Annotated in this window: 23 protein-coding genes; 6 read left to right on the top strand and 17 right to left on the bottom strand. The window is 66.0% G+C overall.

All coding sequences use genetic code 11. The annotated features are described in order from the left end of the window. Nucleotides 1-2: 2 nt before the first annotated feature. The 3 genes from ATI53_RS03990 to ATI53_RS03980 form a co-directional block, all read right to left on the bottom strand. Nucleotides 3-722 (bottom strand): metallophosphoesterase family protein, encoded by a 720-nt coding sequence (locus tag ATI53_RS03990; protein ID WP_009505631.1) that lies wholly within the window; start codon nucleotides 720-722, stop codon nucleotides 3-5. A gap of 172 nt (nucleotides 723-894) precedes the next feature. Next, nucleotides 895-2490, bottom strand: a complete 1596-nt coding sequence (gene serA / locus ATI53_RS03985) for a phosphoglycerate dehydrogenase (protein ID WP_009505630.1) — start codon at nucleotides 2488-2490, stop codon at nucleotides 895-897. 84 nt (nucleotides 2491-2574) lie between these two features. Next, the gene (locus ATI53_RS03980; RefSeq protein ID WP_111549776.1) at nucleotides 2575-3729 is read right to left on the bottom strand and encodes a phosphoserine transaminase; all 1155 of its coding nucleotides are present in this window, start codon (nucleotides 3727-3729) and stop codon (nucleotides 2575-2577) included. 396 nt (nucleotides 3730-4125) lie between these two features. On the opposite strand from ATI53_RS03980, the gene ATI53_RS03975 reads away from it, so the two are divergent. The 6 genes from ATI53_RS03975 (at nucleotide 4126) to ATI53_RS03950 (ending at nucleotide 11362) form a co-directional block, all read left to right on the top strand. Beyond that, nucleotides 4126-5568, top strand: a complete 1443-nt coding sequence (locus tag ATI53_RS03975) for a cobyric acid synthase (RefSeq protein ID WP_009505628.1) — start codon at nucleotides 4126-4128, stop codon at nucleotides 5566-5568. 125 nt (nucleotides 5569-5693) lie between these two features. Continuing rightward, nucleotides 5694-7625: a TonB-dependent receptor domain-containing protein gene (locus ATI53_RS03970; RefSeq protein WP_009505627.1), complete on the top strand. Its 1932-nt coding sequence runs from the start codon at nucleotides 5694-5696 to the stop codon at nucleotides 7623-7625. Between the two features lie 190 nt (nucleotides 7626-7815). Further along, the gene (locus ATI53_RS03965; RefSeq protein WP_111549775.1) at nucleotides 7816-8736 is read left to right on the top strand and encodes a siderophore ABC transporter substrate-binding protein; all 921 of its coding nucleotides are present in this window, start codon (nucleotides 7816-7818) and stop codon (nucleotides 8734-8736) included. A gap of 4 nt (nucleotides 8737-8740) precedes the next feature. Further along, nucleotides 8741-9673, top strand: coding sequence for an iron chelate uptake ABC transporter family permease subunit (locus ATI53_RS03960; RefSeq protein ID WP_111549774.1), 933 nt, complete (start codon nucleotides 8741-8743; stop codon nucleotides 9671-9673). Further along, complete coding sequence (locus ATI53_RS03955; protein WP_009505624.1) at nucleotides 9666-10610, top strand: iron chelate uptake ABC transporter family permease subunit; 945 nt, start codon at nucleotides 9666-9668, stop codon at nucleotides 10608-10610. Before ATI53_RS03960 ends, ATI53_RS03955 begins: the two co-directional genes overlap by 8 nt. Next, a complete protein-coding gene (locus ATI53_RS03950; protein WP_009505623.1) occupies nucleotides 10607-11362 on the top strand; it encodes an iron ABC transporter ATP-binding protein in 756 nt (251 codons plus the stop codon). Before ATI53_RS03955 ends, ATI53_RS03950 begins: the two co-directional genes overlap by 4 nt. Nucleotides 11363-11415: 53 nt before the next feature. Here the strand turns inward: ATI53_RS03950 and hypE are convergent, their stop codons facing one another. The 14 genes from hypE to ATI53_RS03880 form a co-directional block, all read right to left on the bottom strand. Beyond that, nucleotides 11416-12465 carry a hydrogenase expression/formation protein HypE gene (gene hypE / locus ATI53_RS03945; RefSeq protein WP_111549773.1) on the bottom strand — a complete coding sequence of 350 codons (1050 nt, stop codon included), beginning with the start codon at nucleotides 12463-12465 and terminating at the stop codon, nucleotides 11416-11418. Further along, the gene (hypD, locus tag ATI53_RS03940) at nucleotides 12462-13604 is read right to left on the bottom strand and encodes a hydrogenase formation protein HypD (RefSeq protein ID WP_009505621.1); all 1143 of its coding nucleotides are present in this window, start codon (nucleotides 13602-13604) and stop codon (nucleotides 12462-12464) included. The genes hypE and hypD overlap by 4 nt, the downstream gene beginning before the upstream one ends. Further along, complete coding sequence (gene hypC, locus ATI53_RS03935; RefSeq protein ID WP_111549772.1) at nucleotides 13601-13912, bottom strand: HypC/HybG/HupF family hydrogenase formation chaperone; 312 nt, start codon at nucleotides 13910-13912, stop codon at nucleotides 13601-13603. Before hypC ends, hypD begins: the two co-directional genes overlap by 4 nt. Nucleotides 13913-13915: 3 nt before the next feature. Next, complete coding sequence (locus ATI53_RS03930) at nucleotides 13916-15391, bottom strand: sigma-54-dependent transcriptional regulator (protein ID WP_009505619.1); 1476 nt, start codon at nucleotides 15389-15391, stop codon at nucleotides 13916-13918. Beyond that, entirely contained in the window at nucleotides 15392-16195 is an 804-nt protein-coding gene (hypB, locus tag ATI53_RS03925; RefSeq protein ID WP_111549771.1) for a hydrogenase nickel incorporation protein HypB, read from the bottom strand. After that, the gene (hypA, locus tag ATI53_RS03920; protein WP_009505617.1) at nucleotides 16195-16536 is read right to left on the bottom strand and encodes a hydrogenase maturation nickel metallochaperone HypA; all 342 of its coding nucleotides are present in this window, start codon (nucleotides 16534-16536) and stop codon (nucleotides 16195-16197) included. Before hypA ends, hypB begins: the two co-directional genes overlap by 1 nt. Beyond that, entirely contained in the window at nucleotides 16529-17422 is an 894-nt protein-coding gene (locus ATI53_RS03915; protein ID WP_009505616.1) for a hypothetical protein, read from the bottom strand. Before ATI53_RS03915 ends, hypA begins: the two co-directional genes overlap by 8 nt. Then, the gene (gene hybE, locus ATI53_RS03910) at nucleotides 17419-18225 is read right to left on the bottom strand and encodes a [NiFe]-hydrogenase assembly chaperone HybE (RefSeq protein WP_009505615.1); all 807 of its coding nucleotides are present in this window, start codon (nucleotides 18223-18225) and stop codon (nucleotides 17419-17421) included. The genes ATI53_RS03915 and hybE overlap by 4 nt, the downstream gene beginning before the upstream one ends. Beyond that, nucleotides 18222-19046 (bottom strand): hydrogenase expression/formation protein, encoded by an 825-nt coding sequence (locus ATI53_RS03905; protein ID WP_111549770.1) that lies wholly within the window; start codon nucleotides 19044-19046, stop codon nucleotides 18222-18224. The genes hybE and ATI53_RS03905 overlap by 4 nt, the downstream gene beginning before the upstream one ends. 12 nt (nucleotides 19047-19058) lie before the next feature. Next, entirely contained in the window at nucleotides 19059-19436 is a 378-nt protein-coding gene (locus ATI53_RS03900) for a thioredoxin domain-containing protein (RefSeq protein WP_009505613.1), read from the bottom strand. 12 nt (nucleotides 19437-19448) lie between these two features. After that, nucleotides 19449-19769, bottom strand: coding sequence for a HypC/HybG/HupF family hydrogenase formation chaperone (locus ATI53_RS03895; RefSeq protein WP_111549769.1), 321 nt, complete (start codon nucleotides 19767-19769; stop codon nucleotides 19449-19451). Further along, the gene (locus ATI53_RS03890; protein ID WP_111549768.1) at nucleotides 19769-20377 is read right to left on the bottom strand and encodes a HyaD/HybD family hydrogenase maturation endopeptidase; all 609 of its coding nucleotides are present in this window, start codon (nucleotides 20375-20377) and stop codon (nucleotides 19769-19771) included. The genes ATI53_RS03895 and ATI53_RS03890 overlap by 1 nt, the downstream gene beginning before the upstream one ends. A gap of 282 nt (nucleotides 20378-20659) precedes the next feature. Beyond that, on the bottom strand, nucleotides 20660-21403 hold the full coding sequence (gene cybH / locus ATI53_RS03885) for a Ni/Fe-hydrogenase, b-type cytochrome subunit (protein ID WP_009505610.1): 744 nt from the start codon (nucleotides 21401-21403) through the stop codon (nucleotides 20660-20662). Between the two features lie 4 nt (nucleotides 21404-21407). Then, nucleotides 21408-21587 carry a hypothetical protein gene (locus ATI53_RS03880; RefSeq protein ID WP_009505609.1) on the bottom strand — a complete coding sequence of 60 codons (180 nt, stop codon included), beginning with the start codon at nucleotides 21585-21587 and terminating at the stop codon, nucleotides 21408-21410.

Raw genomic sequence — 21587 nt, 5'->3', positions numbered from 1 at the left:
GGCTACAGCGCGCGGCGGCCGTTTGCGCCAAGGGCATAGCCCTTGCGCCCCTCGATCACGCAGGGCACCAGCGGGCGGCCATAGCCCGCCCCGCCGTCAAGGTTGATGCGGTTCACATAGGCTTCGGGCGCTTGCAGCGCGGTGTGCCCATGCACCACGACGCGCCCCCAGTCGGTGGTATCGCTCAGGAACGGCTCGCGGATCCAGACCAGATCGCTTTGTTCCTGATCGTGCAGCGCGACGCCGGGACGCAGCCCGGCATGGACAAAGATCTGGTCCTGGGTTTCGTAGATAAGCGGCAGCCCGGCGATCCAGTCCAGATGCGCCTGCGGGATCGCCTTGTGCGCGTCGGCATGGATGTCTTCGGGCCAGCGGCGCACATCCACGTCCACCCCGTAGCTTTCCAGCGTTTTGTCGCCTCCGATCGGCGGATCGGTATAATAGAGCGGGCGCGATGTACGTCGGTCCTGATAGGCAAGAAAATCAAGATAACGCAGCAGATAACGGTCGTGGTTGCCCAGCAGGCAGACCCAGGGGCGCCCCTGCGCCTGTCCCTGCATCAGCGTCTCGATCACGCCGCGGCTGTCGGGGCCGCGATCGACGAAATCCCCGGTAAAGACGGTGGTCGCCCCGGTGCCGCCCTCGCGTTCGATGGTCTCAAGCGCCAGGTGAAGCTGGTCGAGATAGCCGTGAATGTCACCGACGGCGAAAATCGGTTGCATGGGAATGTCCTTGTCTGCTCGGTCTATAGTTGGCCTTGCCGCAGCGCACCGCAAGGCCGGGGCGCGGAAATGTCAGCGCCGCATGGCACGGATGCCACCGCCGATCCCCATGAAAAGGGCGCCCCGAGGCAAGCAGGGCGCCCATCGTCGTCATACCTCTCTGGCGCCCGGTTTACGACATGTCGAACTGAAGCGGCTTCACCTGACGGAACAGCCCGGTGTCCTTGAGCGCCTTGACCGCCGAGTCCTTCATCGGCTCGTCAAGATAGGAAATGGCGATGGCCTCGCCGCCCTGCACAGACCGGCCCAGCGTAAAGTTCGCAAGGTTCACCTTGTGCTCGCCCAACATGGTGCCAAGCGTGCCGATGATGCCGGGGATGTCTTCGTTGGTGGTATACAGCATGTGCTCGCCGACCTCGGCGTCGATGTTGATGCCCTTGATCTGGATAAAGCGCGGCTTGCCGTCGCTGAACACCGTGCCCGCGATCGACCGTTCCTTGGTCGGGGTGGTGATGGTCACCTTGATGTACCCTTCGAACACGCCCGATTGCGCCTGATTGGTGGTCGCGATCTGGATGCCGCGATCCTTGGCAAGCGCGGGGGCCGACACCATGTTCACCTCGGGGTTGATCGACTTCATGATGCCCGCGATCAGCGCGCAGTTCAGCGCCTGAAGATTCATGGTCGACGCTTCGCCGTCATACACGATGTTGATCGCCTTGATCGGCTCGTCATCGGTCATCTGGCCGAGAAAGTTGCCCAGGTGGCCCGCGGTCTTGATCCATGGCCCCATGACCTTGGCTTCTTCGGCGGTCACGGACGGCATGTTCAGCGCGTTGGTCACAGCGCCGGTCAGCAGGTAATCCGACATCTGTTCGGCGACCTGAAGCGCCACGTTTTCCTGCGCCTCGGTGGTCGATGCACCAAGATGCGGGGTGCAGACCACGTTCTTCAGACCGAACAGCGGGTTTTCCTTGGCCGGTTCTTCGGCGAACACGTCAAAGGCGGCGCCCGCGACATGGCCGGATTTCAGCAGCTCGGCCAGCGCGTTTTCATCGACAAGACCGCCACGGGCGCAGTTGATGATCCGGACGCCCTTCTTGGTCTTGGCCAGGTTTTCCGCCGACAGGATATTGCGGGTGCCATCGGTCAGCGGCACATGCAGGGTGATGAAATCGGCGCGCTTGAGCAGAACATCCAGTTCGACCTTTTCGATCTGCATCTGCGCGGCCTTTTCTTCCGACAGGAAGGGGTCGTAGGCCACGACCTTCATCTTGAGACCGCGCGCACGGTCACACACGATGCCGCCGATGTTGCCCGCGCCGATCACGCCAAGGGTCTTGGCCGTCAGCTCGACCCCCATGAATTTCGACTTTTCCCATTTGCCCGCCTGGGTCGAGGCATCGGCCTCGGGGATCTGGCGCGCGACCGAGAACATCATGGCGATGGCATGTTCGGCGGTGGTGATCATGTTGCCGAAGGGCGTGTTCATCACGATCACGCCCTTTTTCGACGCGGCTTCCTTGTCGACGTTGTCGGTGCCGATGCCAGCGCGACCGACGACCTTGAGGTTGGTGGCATGCTCCAGCAGCGACGGCGTCACCTTGGTGGCGGAACGGATGGCGAGGCCGTCATACTGGCCGATGATCTCGGCAAGCTTGTCCTTGTCCTTGCCGACATCGGGCAGGTAGTCGACCTCGATACCGCGATCGCGAAAGATCTGAACGGCGGTTTCGGAAAGCTTGTCGGAAACGAGAACCTTGGGCATGGTCTGGGTCCTTTGGGATATATGGGGGGTGTGCGGCGGGCCGTGCGGGGCCCGCCGTCGTGCAATTTGGTGAAGGGATGGCGATCAGGCGGTCGCGGTCTGCTCTTCGAGCACCGTCTCGAACGCCCATTTCAGCCAGAGGGTCAGCGCCTCGACATCCGACGATTCGATCGTCGCGCCGCACCAGATGCGCAGGCCAGCGGGGGCATCGCGATAGGCGCCCACGTCCAGCGCCACGTTGTAGTCTTCAAGCTTCCTGGCGACGGCCTTGGCAAAGCTTGCGCCATCCTTGATGCGATCATCCGTGAACTTCAGGCAGACCGACGTGTTCGACCGCGTCGCCGGGTCGTTGGCAAGGTTCGCGATCCAGTCGTGACGGTCGCAGAAATCCCACAGCACCCTGGCGTTGGCATCGGCGCGGGCCATCAGCTTGGGCAGGCCGCCAATCTTGCGCGCCCAGTCCAGCGCGACGAGGTAATCCTCGACCGCGAGCATGGACGGCGTGTTGATGGTCTCGCCCCTGAAGATGCCGTCGATCAGCTTGCCGCCCTTGGTCAGGCGAAAGATTTTCGGCAGCGGCCATGCGGGGGTGTAATTTTCCAGCCGTTCAACCGCGCGGGGCGACAGGATCAACATGCCATGCGCCGCTTCGCCGCCCATCACCTTTTGCCAGGAAAAGGTGGTCACATCCAGCTTGCCCCACGGCAGATCCTGCGCAAAAGCGGCGCTGGTGGCGTCGCAGATGGTCAGGCCGGCGCGATCCGCCGGGATCGCATCGCCATCGGGGACGCGCACGCCAGAGGTGGTGCCGTTCCAGGTGAACACGACATCGGTGTCGAAATCGACGGTCGCAAGATCGACGATCTCGCCGTAATCGGCGGTCATCACCTCGGCGTCGATCTTGAGCTGCTTGACCACATCGGTCACCCAGCCTGCGCCGAAGGATTCCCAGGCGACCATGGTGGCTTTGCGTTCGCCCAGCAGCGACCACATCGCCATCTCGACGGCGCCGGTGTCGGACGCGGGCACGATGCCGATCCTGTAGTCGGCGGGGATGCCCAGGATCTCGCGGGTGCCTTCAATGGCGGCGGCAAGCTTTTCCTTGCCGATCCTGGCACGGTGCGAGCGTCCAAGCGCGGCATCCGAAAGCATATCGACAGTGAAATGGGGGATCTTGGCGCAGGGGCCAGACGAAAAACGCGGATTCGCCGGGCGCGCGGTGGGGTGTTTATCAGCCATGTAGCCTAACCTTACAGATAGATGCCCTTCGTTGGGGAAGGGTGTCCCGCCGATGCACTTATGCGGGCCGCCGACGAAAAGCAACAGGTTTTGTCGGGGGGTGCATTCCGCACAACGGGGCTGGCGCAAATGCGGGATGCGGCGCAAGGGCATGGGGTGTATCCGGTTGATCGGGCTCGATCATCGCATCCATGCGCCTTCGGCTATGCCCGCCCGGACGCCTGTAGTCTTGCACGCCGCACGCTCATGATGGTTAACCGCCTTCGGGGTTTCCGACAGGTTACAAAACGCCTCCGAACGCGCGCTGCGGGGCCTTGAAGCAGGCGGGCCACCCGGCCCCGATTGCCGCCGGGCGCCGATTTCGCTACCCCTTTCGGCCAGCAAGGGGGCGCGCAGATGACAGCGATCATGATTCAGGGGACCGGGTCCAACGTCGGCAAATCGTTGCTTGTCGCTGGGCTGTGCCGCGCGGCGCGCCGAAGGGGGATCGACGTGGCGCCCTTCAAGCCACAGAACATGTCGAACAACGCCGCCGTGACCAGCGATGGCGGGGAAATCGGCCGCGCGCAGGCGCTTCAGGCGCTGGCCTGCGGGCTGACGCCGCACAGCGACATGAACCCCGTGCTGCTGAAACCGCAAAGCGACACCGGCGCCCAGGTCATCGTGCAGGGCCGGCGGCATGCCACCGCCGAGGCGCGCGATTACGGCACGCTGGCGCCGCGCCTGCTGGGGGCGGTGACCGACAGTTTCGCCCGGCTGACCGAGCGCCACCAGCTTGTCATCGTCGAAGGTGCGGGCAGCCCCGCCGAAATCAACCTGCGCCCCCGCGACATCGCCAATATGGGCTTTGCGCGCGTGGCCGGGGTGCCGGTCGTGCTGGCGGGCGACATCGACCGGGGCGGTGTGATCGCCCAGATCGTCGGCACGCAGGCGGTGCTGGACCCGGACGATGCCGCGATGATCGCAGGCTTTGTGGTGAACCGCTTTCGCGGCGACCCGGCGCTGTTCGGTGACGGCTACGCCGCCATCGCGCGGCGCACCGGCTGGCGCGGCTTTGGCGTGCTACCCTGGTTTGCCGATGCCTGGAAACTGCCCGCCGAGGATGCCCTGGACCTTGCCGCCCCGCGCCGCGACACCGGGCTGCATGTGGTCTGCCTGTCCCTGCCGCGCATCGCGAATTTCGACGATCTGGACCCGCTGGCGCAGGAACCGGGGGTGCGGCTGACGATGCTGGGGCCGGGGCGGGCGCTGCCGGGGGATGCGGATGTCGTCATCATTCCCGGCACGAAATCCACCCGCGCCGATCTGGGTTTCCTATACGCCCAGGGGTGGGATGTGGATATTGCCGCGCATCTGCGCCGCGGCGGGCACCTGCTTGGTATCTGCGGGGGCTACCAGATGCTGGGAAGCACCATCGCGGACCCCCAGGGGATCGAAGGTCCGCCGGGCGCCGATCCCGGCCTTGACCTGCTGAAGATCGACACGGTGATGACCGGCGACAAGCGCCTGACTGAAACCCGCGCCATCCATGCCGCCACCGGCACGGGATTTGCCGGTTACGAGATCCACATCGGCAGCAGCGAGGGCGCCGACCGCGCGCGCCCTTTTGCCCATATCGACGGACGCCCCGAAGGCGCCGTGTCGGCGGATGGCCGCATCGCGGGCAGCTATCTGCACGGCATGTTCCGAAACGACACGTTCCGCGCGGCCTGGCTGGCGGATCTGGACGCGCCCAGCCACGGCGGCTACGGCGCTGCTGTCGAAACCGTTCTGGACGCGCTGGCGGATCACCTTGAAACGCATCTTGACGTCACCGGCCTGCTGGCGTTGGCGCGGTAATCCCCGCTGCACACGGAATTGACCCTTTGGACTCCATGGGGTAACGCTGCGACATCACCCCGACGCAAGACAGCGCCCCTCCGGCCGCGCAATCCAGCACGATCGGCCGCATGAGGGACAGTCTGATGACATTCGACACGCGGGGGCTATTGCTCCTGACCACGGCGCTGTGCGCCGCCACCGCCGCAAGCGCGCAAGACAGCGAGCCGACCTTTCTTGGCACGCTGCGCATCGAAGGCGCCGCCGCGCAAAGCCTGCTGGGCAACACCGAGATCACCGAGCAGGACATCGAACACCGCAACCCCGCGACCGTTGCCGACGTGTTCGCCGGTGAAAGTTCGGTCACCGTCAGCGGTGGCGCCGCCATGGCACAAAAGGTCATGGTGAACGGCATCGAGGAATCGCTGCTGTCGGTCACCATCGACGGCGCGCGGCAGAACAAGGGCGCGTTCCACCACACTGGCAACGTGCTGCTCGACCCCGCCTTGCTGAAATCTGTCGAGGTCAGCGAAGGCCTTGCCCCCGCGGACGCCGGGCCGGGCGCGCTTGCCGGCGCCCTGGCCTACACCACGAAAGACGCGCGCGACCTGCTGGATCCGGGCGATCCGTTCGGTGGCACGCTTACCTTCAGCGGTGGCGGCAACGGCACGGGCCTGCGCAGCAATCTGGCGCTGTTCGGCCAGCAGGGCGGGCTGGAATGGCTGCTCAGCGGCACCCGTCAGCGGGGCGACGATTATCGGGACGGCGACGGCGACACGGTCGACGGCACCGGCGCCGAGCTGGACGACTATATCGTCAAGCTGGCCTATACCACGGCCAGCGGCAAGCGGCTGGCCTTTTCCGCATCTCAAACCGAAGATACCGGCCCGCGCGCCTCGCAGGGCGGCTATATCCGGGCGGATTTCGGCGGCCTGACCTCGGCCGCGCGCCCGACCGAAATCATCGGCGGCTACGCGCGGCGCAGTTCCTACACGCTGACCTACACCGACGAGGCACCGATGGGCTGGTTCGCCCCGACCGCGCAACTGACCTACAACGAGCAAGAGGTCGACGTGGGCGCGGTGAGCGGCGTCAACTACAGCCTTTCTGGCACGATCAAGAACGAATTCCAGCTTGCCAACGGCACGCTGACCGCGGGCCTCGACATGTTCGACGAAGGCGCCAAGGCGACCGAGGGCACATCCGGAAGCGAAAGCCATCGCAACCTTGGCCTGTTCGTTCAGGCACGCCAGGACCTGACCGACCGCGTGTCCGTGAGCTATGGCGCGCGCTATGATTACCAGTGGTTCGACGGCGTGAACGACGCGGATTTCGAAGACGGCGGCTTCAGCCTGAACGGCGCGGTGGATGTCGTGCTGACCGACGCGCTGACGCTGAACGCGGGGTTGGCATCGACCTTTGGCGGCTACGCGCTTGGCGAAGCGGCGCTCATCAACGTGCGCGGCACCGACTGGACCTATGACGGCTTTGGCACGTCGCATTCCAACGCCGCGCGCATCGGGCTGCGCTACGAAACCGGGCCCTGGGCTGTCAGCGGCGCGCTGTTCCAGACCGAAATCACGAACATCAACGCCGTGCTGCCCTCGGGCGGCGACCGGGGGGCGCAGGCGGACATGGTGTCGCGCGGCTTTGACGGGTCGGTCGCCTACACCGGCACGCGCGGTTTTGTAAGGCTGAACTACACCCACGCCAACGTCGAACTGGATGACGACACCATCAGCGGCACCTCCTATTATCTGGGCCGCCCGGTGGGCAGCATCGCGGCGCTGGAAGCCGGCTACGACATCCGGGACAACTGGCGCATCGGCGGTACCGCCGAGATCGCGCTGGAAAACGACGCGACCGACCCCGATCTGCCGTCCTATGAGGTGCTTGACCTCTACACCACCTACCACCCTGCCGCGCTGGCCGGGTTGGAGCTGCGGCTTGACGTGAAAAACGTCTTTGATGCGCGATACGCCAGCCGCAGCTCGGACGGGCTGGATTCCACCGGATCGGTGATCCCGCTTTATGAACCGGGGCGCACGGCTCTGGTGACCGCAACCATGCGATTCTGATATCCGGACAGGCGCCGCCCCGGTAGCGCCTGCCCCGCGACGGGGGGCGGCGAATGGCACGCTCTTGAAGTTGATCGTTTACGTTGGTTTTCTGGTTGAAGCCGCCTCCCCCTGTCCCTTATCACTGATCATCATCCGCGAAGCCGGCGCCTGCGCCATGCCACGCCCACCCCGGTACCGGAGACTCCACATGCGTCCGATCCTTCTGGCAGGGCTGATGGCCTGCGCCACCGCCGTTCCCGCGCTTGCCCAAGACGTCACCATCGATACGGCCACCGGTCCGGTGACCCTGACGCAAGCACCGCAAAGCGTCGTCGTCTTCGATGCCCCCTCGGTCGATACCATATCGGCGCTGGGGCAGCCGATCGCTGGGCTGCCGTCGCCGCTGTACATGGGCAGCATTGGCGGCATGGCCAGGGTTCTGGACGCGGCGACCCCGGTCGGCACCCTGTTCGAACCCGATTTCGAAGCCCTGGCGGTGATGGGCCCCGAGCTGATCGTCGCGGGCGGGCGGTCCTCGACCCAACTGGGTCCGCTTTCGCGCATCGCACCCACCATCGACATGACCGTCGACGGCGCGGGCGGCAACATGGTGTCCCAGACCCGCGGCCGCATCGCCGCCTTCGGGGCGCTGTTCGACCGCGAAGACGCCGCCGCGGAGCTGACCGAGGCGCTGACCGCCAAGCTGGACGAGGCCGCAGCGGCGGTCAAAGGCAAGGGCAAGGCACTGGTGATCCTGACCAATGGCGGCAAGATCTCGGCCTTTGGATCGGGCAGCCGCTTTGGCTGGCTGCATGACGCGGTCGGCCTGCCGCAGGCGCATCCGGGGTTGCAGGCCGAGACCCACGGCCAGGCGATCAGCTTTGAATTTCTTGCGCAAACCGATCCGGACTGGCTGCTTGTGATCGACCGTGGCGCGGCCATCCAGGCGGACAGCCAGGCGGCGCGGGCGACGCTGGACAACCCCATCGTGGCGCGCACCAGGGCGGCACAAAACGACCGGATCGTCTATCTGGACGCCGCGCCGATCTATATCTCGGGCGGCGGTGCCAGGTCGATGATGCACACGCTGGACGAGCTGATCGCCGCCTTTTCCGGCGCCGAAGGCTGACCCCTTGCGCGTCTGGGCCATAGCGCTTGTCGCGCTGGCGGCGCTGATTTCGGTCAGCCTTTGTCTTGGGGCGGCCAACCTTGATGGCGAGGGCTGGCTGCTGACGGTCAGCCGCATTCCGCGCACCATGGCCGCGCTGCTGGCGGGCGCGGGGCTGGCGCTGGCGGGCGTGGTGGTGCAACAGGTGGTGCAGAACCGGCTGGTCGAACCATCGCTGACCGGCGCGCCCGAGGCGTCGATGCTGGGCCTGCTGGCGGTGACGCTGATCGCGCCCGGCATGGCGGTGGCGGGCAAGATGCTCATCGCCGCGGCCTGCGCGCTGCTGGGCATGACAGGCTTTCTGGCGCTGGCCCGTCGCATCCCGCGCGAAGACCCGATGCTGCTGCCCATCGTCGGCATCGTCTACGGGGGCATCCTTGGCGCTGTCTGCGTCTGGTTCGCCTGGGCCAAGGACCTTGTGCAGTATCTGGGCGCATGGCGGCTGGGCGAATTTTCCGGTGTCATGATGGGGCGCTACGAGTGGCTGTGGGCCATCGCGGCTTTGGCGGGGCTGCTGTATCTCGTGGCGGACAGGATCACCATCCTGGGGCTTGGGGAAACGCAGGCGCGCAGCCTGGGGCTGGATTACGGTCAGACGCGGGCGCTGGGGCTGGTGGTGGTGTCGGTGATCACCGCGCTGGTGCTGGTGACGGTCGGCGCGTTCCCGTTTGTCGGGCTGGTTGCGCCGAATCTGGTGGCCCGCTGGCGCGGCGACAACCTGCGCGCCAACCTGCCGCTGGTCGCTGTGGGCGGCGCGGCGCTGCTGCTGGCAGCCGACGTGATCGGGCGCGCGATCCGGTACCCGTTCGAAATTCCCGCGGCCACCGTCATCGCGGTGTTCGGCGCGGGGGTGTTTTTGTGGCTGCTGCACGCGGCCCCCGGCGCCCGGCATGGCTGAGCGGCGGGTTCTCTGGCTGGGCCTTGGGCTGATGCTGCTGTCGGCAGGGTTCCTGGTTTGGCAGATCCGCGCGCCCTACGGGTTCATTCTGGAACTGCGCGCGGCCAAGCTGGGCGCCCTGATCTGCGTTGGTGCCGCGACCGGCGCCGCGACCGTGCTGTTCCAGACCGTTGCGGGCAACCGGCTGCTGACGCCGGGCCTTGTGGGGTTCGACGCGCTGTTCGTGTTGCTTCAGACGGTGCTGGTAGCCGGGCTTGGCGGCGTGGGGTTTGCGCAGATCCCGACCGCCCCGCGGTTTCTGATCGAGGCCGCGACCCTTGGCGGGGGCGCGACGCTTCTGTTCGGCCTGTTGCTGCGCCGCGACGCCCAGGACGTCATGCGGATGATCCTGACCGGGATCATCCTGGGTGTGCTGCTGAGGGGCAGCGCGGAAATGGTCCAGCGCCTGATGGACCCGTCCGATTTCGCCGTGGTACAACAGGCGATGTTCGCCAGCTTTGGCGCGGTCGATGCAGGCCAGCTGGGCGTGTCCGCGGTCGTGCTGCTGGCGGCGCTGGCGCTGTCGTTGCGACTGGCGCCCGCGCTGGACGTCTGCGCGCTGGGGCGCGACACGTCACGCGGGCTGGGGTTGCACCATGACAGGCTGGTGATGATCGCGCTGCTTCTGATGGCCGCGATGGTGTCGGTGTCGACGGCACTGGTCGGGCCGGTGACCTTTCTGGGTCTGCTGACCGCCAGCCTCGCGCGCCACCTGACCGGCACCCATCGCCACGCGGTGCTGATTCCGGCGGCGGCACTGCTGGGGGCGCTGATCCTTGTCGCCGGGCAGTTCCTGTTCGAACGGCTGCTGGGCAGCGCCTCTGCGCTGGCGGTGATCGTGGAATTCTGCGGGGGGCTGACGTTCCTGTTCCTTGTGCTGAAACGGAGACGGCGATGATAGAGATCAACGGCCTGAGTTACCGCATCGACGGGACGAAAATCTTGCATGATGTGACGATGCGGCTGGAAAGCGGCGGCATCACTGCGCTGATCGGGCCGAACGGGGCCGGAAAATCGACCCTGCTGCATTGCATTTCCGGCCTTGAAACGCCCGAACGCGGCACCGTGCGCATCGACGGGCTGGACCCGTTCGCCGCGCCCGCGCGCGACCGGGCCCGCGCCGTGGCGCTGCTTCGGCAATCTCCCGCGCTGGTCAGCCGGCTGAGCGTGCGCGAGCTGGTCGGCTTTGGCCGCTGGCCGCACCACCAGGGCCGGCCCGGAGCGGCAGATCGCGACGCGGTGGACCGCGCGCTGGGGGCGTTTGCGCTGGCCGACCTTGCCGGGCGCAGCATCGCCACCCTGTCGGGCGGCCAGCGCCAGCGGGCGTTCATCGCGATGACCTGGGCGCAGGAAACGCCATGGATGTTGCTGGATGAACCCCTGAACGCGCTGGACCCGCGCCACGCCCGCGACCTGATGGCGCGGCTGCACGCGCTGTCGCGCGACGCCGCGCGCAGCATCGTCATCGTGCTGCACGACATCAACGCCGCCGCCGGCTGGGCTGATCGTATCGTCGCGATGAAGGCCGGGCGCATCGTGGCGCAGGATGCCTGCGCCGCCCTTCTGACCGAAGACACCCTGCGCGAGGTGTTCGACACCCCGTTCGAGCTGCTGGAGCATCGCGGGCGCAAGGTGGTGGTCGCGCGCTGATCCAGAGCCCGCCAGCGGTACGGTACGCGGGAACAGGCGGCGACACTGCCCGCTCAGCAGATCCTGGGCAGTTGTTCGCCCACCAGCATGTCGACGATGCGCGTGCCGCCAAAGGCCGACCGCATCGTCACCGGCACCGTACCCCGTGCCGCCGCGCGCCCCACGACCGCCGCCCCCTGCCCCGCCGGCACCGACCGCATCGCGGCCAGCGCAGCGTCGGCTTCGGCCTGCGGTACGAACAGCACCAGCGCGCCTTCGTTGGCAAGGTACAGCGGATCCAGGCCGAGGATCTCGCACATCCCCCTGACCTCGGGGCGAATCGGCAGCGCGGACTCGTCCAGTTCGACCGACACGCCCGCCGCCATGGCCATTTCGTTCAGCGCCGAGGCCAGCCCTCCCCGCGTCGCATCCCGCGCGGCGCGCAGGCCGGGGCAGGCCGTCAGCACCGCCTGCATCAGATGCCCCAGCGACCGGCAATCCGATTGCAGCGGGGCCGACAGCGCAAGATCTCCGCGCGCGGCCAGGATCGTGGCGCCGTGATCGCCCAGCATGCCGTTGACGATGGCGACGTCTCCGGGGCGGATGTGCTCGGCCCGCAGATCGTCGCCCGGCGCGATCACGCCGACGCCCGAAGTCGTGATGAACACCGTGTCGCAGGAACCCTTTTCGACCACCTTGGTGTCGCCGGTCACGATAGAGACACCCGCCGCGTCGGCCTCGCGCGCCATGCTGGCGACAAGGCGGCGCAGCAGGGCGATGTCGCAGCCTTCCTCGATGATGAAACTGGCCGACAGCCACAGCGGCACCGCGCCCCCCACGGCCAGATCGTTGATCGTGCCACAGACGGCGATCTTGCCGATGTCTCCCCCGGGAAATTCGACCGGGGTCACCACATAGCCATCCGTTGTCAACGCCAGCCGCGCGCCGGGCTGCTGCAACGCCGGGGTCATCAGCCGGGCCTGATCTTCGGCGCTGTCGGGTTTGAAGACGCTGGTGAACAGCTCGTCGATCAGAACACGCATGGCGCGCCCGCCGCCGCCATGCGCCAGGGTCACACGGCCCCCGCGCAGGCGCGATGGTGATGGTCTGCTGGCGACGGTCATTGCGCAGCCTCCGTCGCGCGGGCGCCGCCATAGGTCCAATAGGCCGCGCAGGCGCCTTCGGAACTGACCATCAGCGCACCAAGGGCGGTGTCGGGCGTGCATCCGCGCCCGAATTGCGGGCAGGCGGTGGGCTTGATCCGGCCGGTCATCACCGCGCCGCATTCGCAGCCATCGGGTTCCCTGACCGGCGCGCGACCCACGGCATAGCCGATGCCGAATTTCTCTTCGGCATCCCAGGCGCGATAGGCGTCGCGAATGCGCAAGCCACTGGCGTCGATTTCGCCCAGACCCCGCCATTCGAAACTGGGCCGCACTTCATACACGTCGGCCATTGCCGCAAGGCTGAGCGGGTTGCCATGTTCGGGCACCACGCGGGCGTACTGGTTTTCGACCTGCGCGCGGCCATCCCGGATCTGATTCAGCACCATCAGCACCGATTGCAGCAGATCCAGCGGTTCGAACCCCGCTACGACGATCGGCTTGCCGTAATCGCGCGCAATGAAATCGTAGGGATGGATGCCGATGACCATGCTCACATGCCCCGGCCCGACGAAGCCGTCCAGCCTCATGTGGGGATCGTCCAGCAGCGCCTTGATGGGCGGCGGCACGGTGATGTGGTTGCAGAACACGCTGAAATTCCCGACGCCGTCGCGGTGCGCCTGTTGCAACGTCAGCGCGGTCGAGGGCGTGGTGGTTTCGAAGCCGAGGCCAAAGAACACCACCTCGCGCGCGGGGTTGCGCCGCGCCAGGTCCAGCGCATCCAGCGGCGAATAGACCATGCGGATATCCGCCCCGTCCGCCTTGGCCTGACCCAGGGATTTCTGCGATCCCGGCACCCGCATCGCATCGCCGAACGTGGTAAAGATCACGCCGGGGCGCTGTGCGATCTCGACGCATTCATCGACGCGCGACATCGGCAGAACGCAGACCGGGCAACCGGGGCCGTGGATGAAGTCGATGCCCTCATGCACCAGCCTGTCCAGCCCGTAGCGAAAGATGGCATGGGTGTGCCCGCCGCAGATTTCCATGATGCGGACAGAGTCCTGCGCCGTTGCGCCGATGTCACCGGCGACGCGCGCGATGGCGCCAAGCACGCCTTTCGCGGCCTTGGGGTCGCGGAATTCCTCGACATATCTCATGCAGAGTCTCCCCCGTCAGAGGCGGGGTCGGCAAAGGCACGTTCGCCTTCCGCCATGGCCTCCAGCGCCTCTTGCGCCTCGCCAAGGTCGTGCAGGGCGATAAGCGTCTGCGCCGCCTCGTCCGCGTCGATCACCGCCATGGCAAAGCCGACGTGGATCAGCACCCATTCGCCCAGCAGCTCCGTCAACGGACGCTCCGCGACCGGGGCCAGCGACACCTCGCGGCGCACGCCCGACACCTCGGCCACCGCCATCTGACGGGGCGCATCGGTAATCTCGACAATCTGTCCTGGAATGCCCAGACACATGGCTTAATCCTCCTCGGAGACGGATGCGTGGGGTTCGATCCCGTAGCGATCCAGCTTTGCGCGCAGCCCGACGCGCGACAGCCCCAGTTCGGCCGCCGCTCTGGACTTGTTCCATTTCAGACGGGTCAGGGTTTCGCCCAGTATCCGCATCTCCATCAGTTCGACACGGTCTTTCAGGGTGCCCTCCAGCGTGCACGGATCTGTGCCCATGACCGCGTCGTTTCGATCCGAATGCCCCGCCTGAAGAATATGGCGCGAGATCAGTTCCGGCCCCAGAGTCATGTCCTGCGCCAGGATCAGCATCCGCGTCACCTCGTTGCGCAATTCGGGCAGATTGCCGGGCCAGTCATGCGCCACCAGAAAATCCAGCGCAGGTTGCGACAGGCCCCGCACCGGCTTGCCATGCGTCTCGGCGGCCTCGTGCAGCAGGCGTTCGGCCAGCATCGGCAGATCGTGCACGCGGGCGCGCAGCGGTGGCACCGACAGTTCCGTCACCGCCATTTCGAAGAACAGATCGCCGCGGAATTGCTGTGCCGCGACCATCGCGCGCAGATCGCGATGCGCCCCGAACAACAGCCGCGCCGCGCTGGTCAGGGTTTCATGCCCGCCCAGCGGCTGAAAGCCCCCCGTGGTGACCACATTCAACAGCGCAAGCTGCATCGCCGGGCCCAGCGTGTCGATGCCGTTCAGCATCAATGTGCCCCGGTCGGCCTTTTGCAACAGCCCCGCGCGGGCCTGCACGGCGCCCGCCACAGCGCCGCGCTTGGCCCCGAACAATTCGACCCCCAGCACATCGTCGGACATGCCCGCGCAGTTGATCGCGTAAAACGGCCGGTCAGACCGCAACGAGCCATAGTGCATGGCGCGCGCGATGTCGGTCTTGCCGGTGCCCGCCTCGCCGGTAATCAGCACCGGCACCTCAAAGCTGGCGTATTGACGGGCAAGCGCGATGGTCTGGTTCAGCGGGCTGGCCGTGCCCCGCAGCACCTTGTCAAAGCCGCCCGCCTGTTGCGCCTGCACCCGGCGCGCCTGCAGTTTCTGCGCCGCCGTGGACCCAAGATACCGCATTTCCAGCGACATGCGTTCGTGATCGCGGCTAAGCTCGAACAATCTGGCGGCGTTGCGCACCGCCATCAGGAATTGTTCGGGGTGCCAGGGCTTGGTGATGAACTGATAAATGCCCGCGCTGTTGATCGCCTCGATCATGTCGGCGCTTTCGGTGTAGCCGGTCACGATGATGCGCACGGTTTCGGGCCAGCGGTCGCGCACGTCCGACAGCAGCGCCACCCCGGTGCGCCCCGGCATCCGTTGATCGGACACCACCACCTGCACCCAGTTTTCCTCCATCAGGCGCCAGGCGTCATCGGCCGAGGTCGCCTCCAGCACCTGAAAATCGTCTTCCAGCGCCATCCGCATCGAGGCGACGGAAAACGGTTCGTCATCGACGACCAGAACGGTGGGAAGCGCCGGGGCGGCCATCTACCCGGCGGCCCGCGCCGTGTGTTTGGCCGACGACCCGGCGCGCAGCCAGCCAAGCCAGGCGTCCAGACCTTCGCCAGTGCGGGCCGAGACGCGGATGATGTCGATCGTCGGGTTCACCCGGCGCAGGTTGGATTCATACAGATCGAGATCCACGTCGCAATGCGGCGCCAGATCGGTCTTGTTCAGCAGGGCGATGCGCGCTGCGGTGAACATGTCAGGGTATTTCAGAGGCTTGTCTTCGCCTTCGGTGACCGACAGGATCGCGACCTTGGCATCCTCGCCCAAATCGAACGCCGCGGGGCAAACAAGATTTCCGACGTTTTCGATGAACAGCATGTCCCCGGAATGCAGGTGCAGATGGTCCAGCGCATGCCCGACCATGTGCCCGTCCAGATGGCAGCCCTTGCCGGTGTTGACCTGCACGGCGGGGGCGCCGGTTTCGCGGATGCGCTCGGCGTCGTTGCTGGTTTGCTGATCGCCTTCGATCACCGCCGCCCCGCCACCCATGGCACGGATCGTCGCGCACAGAAGCGTGGTCTTGCCCGATCCCGGAGAGCTGACAAGGTTCACGCAAAACACCCCCATCGCCGTCAGCTTCGCGCGATTGCCGGCGGCATAACGGTCGTTTTCCGACAGGATGCCGGTTTCGATCTCGATCAGCCGCTCCTGGGTCATGTTGCCCACCGCGACCCCGGCCAGCCCTTGCCCAAAGTGAATATCGCCATGGGCATGGTGACCGTGCCCGTCGCCGTTACCATGACCTTCGACCTCACCGTCCGAACAGCCGCAAACCGTACACATCAGAGCACCTCCATATCCTTGATCCGCATCTCGTCGCCCCCGTCGGGCATCAGCTTGCCGCTGCCGCAGTTCGGGCAGGGATCAAGCCTGTGGTCAATGCTGACAGTGGCCATGCAGTCATAGCAAAGCGCGCGGCCCGGCAGGTCGATCATTTCCAGCGTCGCGCCTTCGGCTTTCGATCCGCGCATGACCACGGCCCAGGCAAATTCCAGCGCGGGCTTTTCCACCCCGGCAAAGCGCCCGATTTCCAGCCGCACCCGCGTCACGCGGGTGATATCGCCCGAGCCCGCCACCTGATCGACCACCCGCCGGATGCCTTCACACAGCGACATTTCATGCATGATGCACCTGTTGCAACGCGACCGGGCTGCACGGGTCCAGAATATCCAGCAACAGCGCGCCCAGCCCGGCCTTGGCGGCGGGCAGCGTTTCAAGGCAGCGTTGCAGAATGCCGCCCGGCGCCAGCAGCGCGTCGGTCGGGGTTACGCGGGCGAAATCGGCCACGCGGTTCTGCGCCACCACGATGCGTATGGCATAGCTGCCGCGCGCGGCGGGTACCATGGCCCAGGCGGCGCCGCTTTGAATAGCGGGAATATTTCCCAACGCCATCGCTTCGATGTCATAAAGCCGGGCGGCGGCGCGCCACAACGGCCCCCGGCCCCAGGCGGTTTCCAGATGCTGCATCACCGGGTGGTGCAGATGCCGCGCGGCGACCGAATTTTCAATATCGGATTTCGCCCAGATCAGATCGGACGACACCGGGGGAAACCGCCCGGTCACTGCCTCACCCGGGGCAAAGGCATCGCGGATGCGCGCCATGACCGGCGCCACCGGCATGTCGCGACGCGCCAGAAAGGCATCGAACGCCGCCACGCTGGCCGGTGCTTCGCCGGCGCGCCCAAAAAGCCATGCGAGCAGCCGGCGCCCGCCCTTGTCCCAGTCCGGCGGCAGGGGCTGCGGCGCAAGCCCGACAAGCTTCGGCCAGGTCGCGTAGAGCTTGAGCAGATGGTCGCGCAGGATTTCACGCGCGATGGCGCTGGCGGCGTCGCGGTGGCAGCCCTCCCCGATGGCCACCGAAACCGCCGTTGCCTGCGCGCCCCGGCACAGGTTGAACAGCCGCGGCAGCAGCATCTGGACCTCGTTCACCGGACGCCCCATCACCAACTGCGCTACCGGAAGCCGGGGCGCGGGGCGGGCCATCAGGCAGGCTGGCGCGCGAAGGGTCATCCGTCGGACCCGTCCGGCCGGTCTTCGGTCAGCGTCAGACCGCCGGTGATGACCGCGCGGCGGGTCGGCGCGGGATCGTTGTCGGCCTCGTCTTCGGCAGCGTTCACAGCGGCAACGTGATCTTCGCGCGCCGCCCGGATGTCGGCCGCGCGGTCGGTTTCGGCGCGGTTTTCATCCTGAAACAGCGCGATCCTCACCGCGCGGGCGACATCGGTCGCATCCTTGTGCCGCTTGAAATCATGCATCGGCGAGAACAGCGAGCAGGCCTTGTAGCCGCCGATCGTCTCGCGGGTGTTGTGGATGAATTCATACTCGCCCGACGGAAACGAGACGACCTCTTTCCTGCCCGCCTTCAGCCCCGACCAGTCCTGCCCCGCATCCGGCAGCAGGATCAGGTTCATGAACCACGGGCTGACCAGCACGCCCAGCAGAGTGTCGCCGTGTCTGGCAAACCCCACCGCCTCGACCTGCAACGACTTGTTGACGATGGGCACGTCGCGCATCTTGGCGTTGTAGATTTCGCGGAAGTCGGCCTCAAGCCGACGCGTGATCGCGCCGATGCGGTTGGCTTCCAGCAGACTGGCCGCGCCGGGGTCTTCGCGCACCATGAACTGCTCTTTCGGCGCGCAACAGGTCGGGCAGGACCAGTCCCCGGGCAGGTCGGCAAAGGGCACGCCCGCGTCGATCTGCCGGGTGTCGTCGCCCTCGGACGGATCGTAGGGCGTCCAGCAGATCTTGCATTCCATGATAGCCAGGTCGGAAATCCGGTCGTTGGCGCCCATGTAGCTGCCCTCGAAACTCATCGGATCGCCTCCAGCACGTCGCGCAGGCGGGCGGCGCTGTCGGCCAGGTCTTCGCCCGCGGCGATGGCAACCTCGGGCATGTCGGTGACCTCGAACGTATCAAGGATCAGCGTATCCATCGAGTTGAAAAATTGCACCCGCCAGACATGAGGCGTGGCGGTCGCGGTGACACGGCAGTTGCCATAGCCGCGCGACAGGATGTCGGTCGACCCAAGGCCAAGGCGCTTGTCCAGCCAGGCCAGATCGCCCTCGGTATGCGGCAGCAGGGTCAGGTTGACCACATGTACATTCCGACTGGCACGATAGTTGCCGGATTTGTCCAGCAGTTCGACCAGCAGCGGCGGGGCGTTGACCACGCCCATGCCCGCCCCGTCAGGGGTGGCCGGGCGAACGGGTTCAAAGGCGCGCGCCTTGGCCTGCGCGGGGGCCTGAGCGACCTCGATCACGTCCATCCCGGCGGCGCCGAGCCCCCAGATGCCAGCAAACACCGATTCCTGAACGCGGATTGCGGGCACGCCGCGGATCTTCATCGCGACCTCGCCTTCGCCCATGGTCTCGGCGATCAGCCCGCGATTGGCGGCATCCAGCGTCGACAGATCGAAGCGTTCGGGCGCACCGCCCCGCGCCACGCGGTCGGCGGCATTGGCGACCTCGGCCATCAGGCCAAGCGCCGCGCCAAGGCCGGAAACATCGTCGACCTCGGGGAAATGCGCGGTAAAGGTGCGCATGTCCTGCGGCATGGACATGTAATCGAAGCTGTCGTCTTCGGGTTGCGATCCGGGCCCGTAACCGACCGGAGGCATATGGAAATTTGTCACCATGTCGTGTCTCCGTCAGGCGGCGCGGGGGTTTAGGATCCGGGGAATGCGCGCGATGTAATCATCCCAGTCGCGCACCTTGGGGATGCCGCCAAGCGGCAGACCATCGCGGTAAAAGATCAGCGACGGCGTCTTGAGCACATTGGCCGCCGTGCGCACCTGCGTTTCGATCGCGTCCGCGACCACGGCGCAATCGAAGGCGCGCTGAAAGGTCATGTGCAGTTCGGGCAGGATCACCGCCACATCGGCGGATTCAAGGTTGCGCCTGGGATCGCCCGGAACAAACAGGCAATGCGCGCCCGGAGCCGCGACAAAGGCGGCGACGTCGTGCATGGTGGACAGGCGTGGCCAGTCAAAGTCTGTCACAAGGCGGTCGATCAGAGGATGGCTCATCTGCGGGGTCCTTCAGCCAGTGGCCTTGCCCGCCGCCAGCGCGTCGGCAAGATGCGGCGGCAGTTGCGGCGCGCGATTTTCGATATCGGCAAAGGCATCGCCGACCCCGGCCCCGTTCATCACCGCGCGCAGACCGCACAGCGCCTTTCCGATCAACGCGGCCTCCTGCGCGGAAATCACCTCGCGGGCGTGGCCGAGATGGGTCAGCACCCAATCGCCGACCTTCGCATCGGGGGTCAGCGACAGGTCGATCAGCGCGTCGCCCTCATCGCCCGTGGCGCTCCCGGCGATGCCGTCGATGCCAAGCAGGCGCATGGGAATGCCGACGCACATCAGCCGGCCACCGGAAAAAAGCGGGGGTCGCCGGTGCGGCAGGCGTCGTCTTCGCTGGGCCGTCCGTCTTCGTAGGCGGCATGGCGGATCGAGGCGTCGGCCAGCGTGTCGGACACCGTGGGGCCGTCGATTGCGCGAAATCCGCGCGCGGCCAGCCAGTCGCGGGCGATTTGCACCGCCTCGAGAATGCGGGCCGCGACGATGGCGCGCAGACCGCCGCCATAATCCTCCAGCTCTTCGGGCTGGCAGCCGACCAGCAGCAGCGCCTCGGGGCAATAGCCCATCAGCTGCGCCGTCGCGATCACATCCTGAAACCCGGTCTGGTGCAGCGACATTTTCCTGGCGCCCATGAAACGGGGCACCGCGTCGCCCTCGACCACCTTCACCGTGCCGGGGGGCAGCCCGTAATCGACGGCATCGAACACCACGAGCACATCGGCCTCTTCGAGGAACGGCAGCAGGTACAGCCCCTGCGTGCCGCCATCCAGTACCGTGACGTCATCGCCATAGGCCAGCCGGTCCGCAAGATGTTCGACGCAGCGCACGCCAAAGCCCTCGTCCGCCCAAAGCACGTTGCCGATGCCAAGGATAAGCGCGGTTTGCGTCATGCGTTCCCCCCCTTTCGCTGGCAGGGCGGAAGCGTTGTGCTGCCGCCTGCTGACTGGAAAAAGTCTATCCTTCCCGCCGATGCGGTTCATCGTTTCCGCAGTAAAGATATATCTCTAGATAACATGCTGATTATTATTAATAGTTTCTGGATCCCACCGCATCCCGAAGGCAATCACATGGATTTCAACCTTCCATATGATCCAACAATCGAAAAGACACTTTCCACAAGAAAAACGGGCCCCGGTCAGGGCCCGTTCGGTTTTTCGGCGCGGTGGCAAGCGTCACTCTGGCAGATCGTCCTTGAAGGTGCGGTGCCCCGAGATCATCGTCGACACCATCGACTGGCGCGACATGATATCCTCGCGGATGGCGGCGTAGATGTGGATCATCATGAAGATGACGATGAACCACATGCCAAGGTGATGGATCGAATGCAGGATCTGCGTGTTGCCGACCAGCGCGGCAAGCCACCCCATCGCCAGATCCGGCAACGATCCCTGCCCCGCACCTTCGGCATACAGCGCCCAGCCAGTGGCCAGCATGAACGTCAGACCGATGGTCATGAAGAAGAACATCGCCATCTGCGCCAGCGGATTGTGCCCGACGTATTTCTTCGGCGTCTTCGCGATGAAGGCGTACCATTTCAGCTCGTGGAACATCTCGTGCCACCAGGTCTTGCGCCAGACCGGCACATAGAACAGCTGCCGCGCATGGTGGTTGCCGACGAAGGCCCAATAGATGCGCGCGGCAAAGGCGACGGTCAAAAGCTGACCGCAGGCGAAATGGATGAACCGGTTGTAGCCCATGACGAACTGAAACGTCGCCTCGGCGAAATCCATCGACGGCAGGGGCGAGGCGATGAACCAGCCGGTGCCGATCAGCAGCGTGATAAGGGCCGCGTTGACCCAGTGCCACAGCCGCACCGGCCATTCGTAGACGAAAACGCTGGTGCGGGTGCGGATGCTGTCGATATCCTCGGCGGTGGCGTCGTCGGCCAACTGTTGGACAGGGGTGGTTTCGGTCATGACCCTACCCCTTGTTGCGGGCGCGGATCACCAGCAACAGCACAGCGCCAAGCGCCAGAACACCCACACCGTGCAGCGGAGACAGCAGCCAATGCGCCGCACCGTCGCCAAGCGCGGCATCGTGGCCTTCGTGCGCCATGGCGGCGGAGGCCGTCAGCAGGAACGCGGAAATTGCGTATTTCAT

The organism is Salipiger aestuarii (assembly GCF_003259905.1).
GTDB lineage: Bacteria > Pseudomonadota > Alphaproteobacteria > Rhodobacterales > Rhodobacteraceae > Salipiger > Salipiger aestuarii.
The sequence above is the reverse complement of the archived record's forward strand: the minus strand, read 5'-3'. Positions and strand labels throughout refer to the sequence as shown.

Excerpts from the sequence above, each read along its gene's own strand:
- ATI53_RS03990 (WP_009505631.1), bottom strand. The coding sequence starts at position 722 with ATGCAACCGATTTTCGCCGTCGGTGACATTCACGGCTATCTCGACCAG.
- serA (WP_009505630.1), bottom strand. The coding sequence starts at position 2,490 with ATGCCCAAGGTTCTCGTTTCCGACAAGCTTTCCGAAACCGCCGTTCAG.
- ATI53_RS03980 (WP_111549776.1), bottom strand. The coding sequence starts at position 3,729 with ATGGCTGATAAACACCCCACCGCGCGCCCGGCGAATCCGCGTTTTTCG.
- ATI53_RS03975 (WP_009505628.1), top strand. The coding sequence starts at position 4,126 with ATGACAGCGATCATGATTCAGGGGACCGGGTCCAACGTCGGCAAATCG.
- ATI53_RS03970 (WP_009505627.1), top strand. The coding sequence starts at position 5,694 with ATGACATTCGACACGCGGGGGCTATTGCTCCTGACCACGGCGCTGTGC.
- ATI53_RS03965 (WP_111549775.1), top strand. The coding sequence starts at position 7,816 with ATGCGTCCGATCCTTCTGGCAGGGCTGATGGCCTGCGCCACCGCCGTT.
- ATI53_RS03955 (WP_009505624.1), top strand. The coding sequence starts at position 9,666 with ATGGCTGAGCGGCGGGTTCTCTGGCTGGGCCTTGGGCTGATGCTGCTG.
- ATI53_RS03950 (WP_009505623.1), top strand. The coding sequence starts at position 10,607 with ATGATAGAGATCAACGGCCTGAGTTACCGCATCGACGGGACGAAAATC.
- hypE (WP_111549773.1), bottom strand. The coding sequence starts at position 12,465 with ATGACCGTCGCCAGCAGACCATCACCATCGCGCCTGCGCGGGGGCCGT.
- hypD (WP_009505621.1), bottom strand. The coding sequence starts at position 13,604 with ATGAGATATGTCGAGGAATTCCGCGACCCCAAGGCCGCGAAAGGCGTG.
- hypC (WP_111549772.1), bottom strand. The coding sequence starts at position 13,912 with ATGTGTCTGGGCATTCCAGGACAGATTGTCGAGATTACCGATGCGCCC.
- ATI53_RS03930 (WP_009505619.1), bottom strand. The coding sequence starts at position 15,391 with ATGGCCGCCCCGGCGCTTCCCACCGTTCTGGTCGTCGATGACGAACCG.
- hypB (WP_111549771.1), bottom strand. The coding sequence starts at position 16,195 with ATGTGTACGGTTTGCGGCTGTTCGGACGGTGAGGTCGAAGGTCATGGT.
- hypA (WP_009505617.1), bottom strand. The coding sequence starts at position 16,536 with ATGCATGAAATGTCGCTGTGTGAAGGCATCCGGCGGGTGGTCGATCAG.
- ATI53_RS03915 (WP_009505616.1), bottom strand. The coding sequence starts at position 17,422 with ATGACCCTTCGCGCGCCAGCCTGCCTGATGGCCCGCCCCGCGCCCCGG.
- hybE (WP_009505615.1), bottom strand. The coding sequence starts at position 18,225 with ATGAGTTTCGAGGGCAGCTACATGGGCGCCAACGACCGGATTTCCGAC.
- ATI53_RS03905 (WP_111549770.1), bottom strand. The coding sequence starts at position 19,046 with ATGGTGACAAATTTCCATATGCCTCCGGTCGGTTACGGGCCCGGATCG.
- ATI53_RS03900 (WP_009505613.1), bottom strand. The coding sequence starts at position 19,436 with ATGAGCCATCCTCTGATCGACCGCCTTGTGACAGACTTTGACTGGCCA.
- ATI53_RS03895 (WP_111549769.1), bottom strand. The coding sequence starts at position 19,769 with ATGTGCGTCGGCATTCCCATGCGCCTGCTTGGCATCGACGGCATCGCC.
- ATI53_RS03890 (WP_111549768.1), bottom strand. The coding sequence starts at position 20,377 with ATGACGCAAACCGCGCTTATCCTTGGCATCGGCAACGTGCTTTGGGCG.
- cybH (WP_009505610.1), bottom strand. The coding sequence starts at position 21,403 with ATGACCGAAACCACCCCTGTCCAACAGTTGGCCGACGACGCCACCGCC.
- ATI53_RS03880 (WP_009505609.1), bottom strand. The coding sequence starts at position 21,587 with ATGAAATACGCAATTTCCGCGTTCCTGCTGACGGCCTCCGCCGCCATG.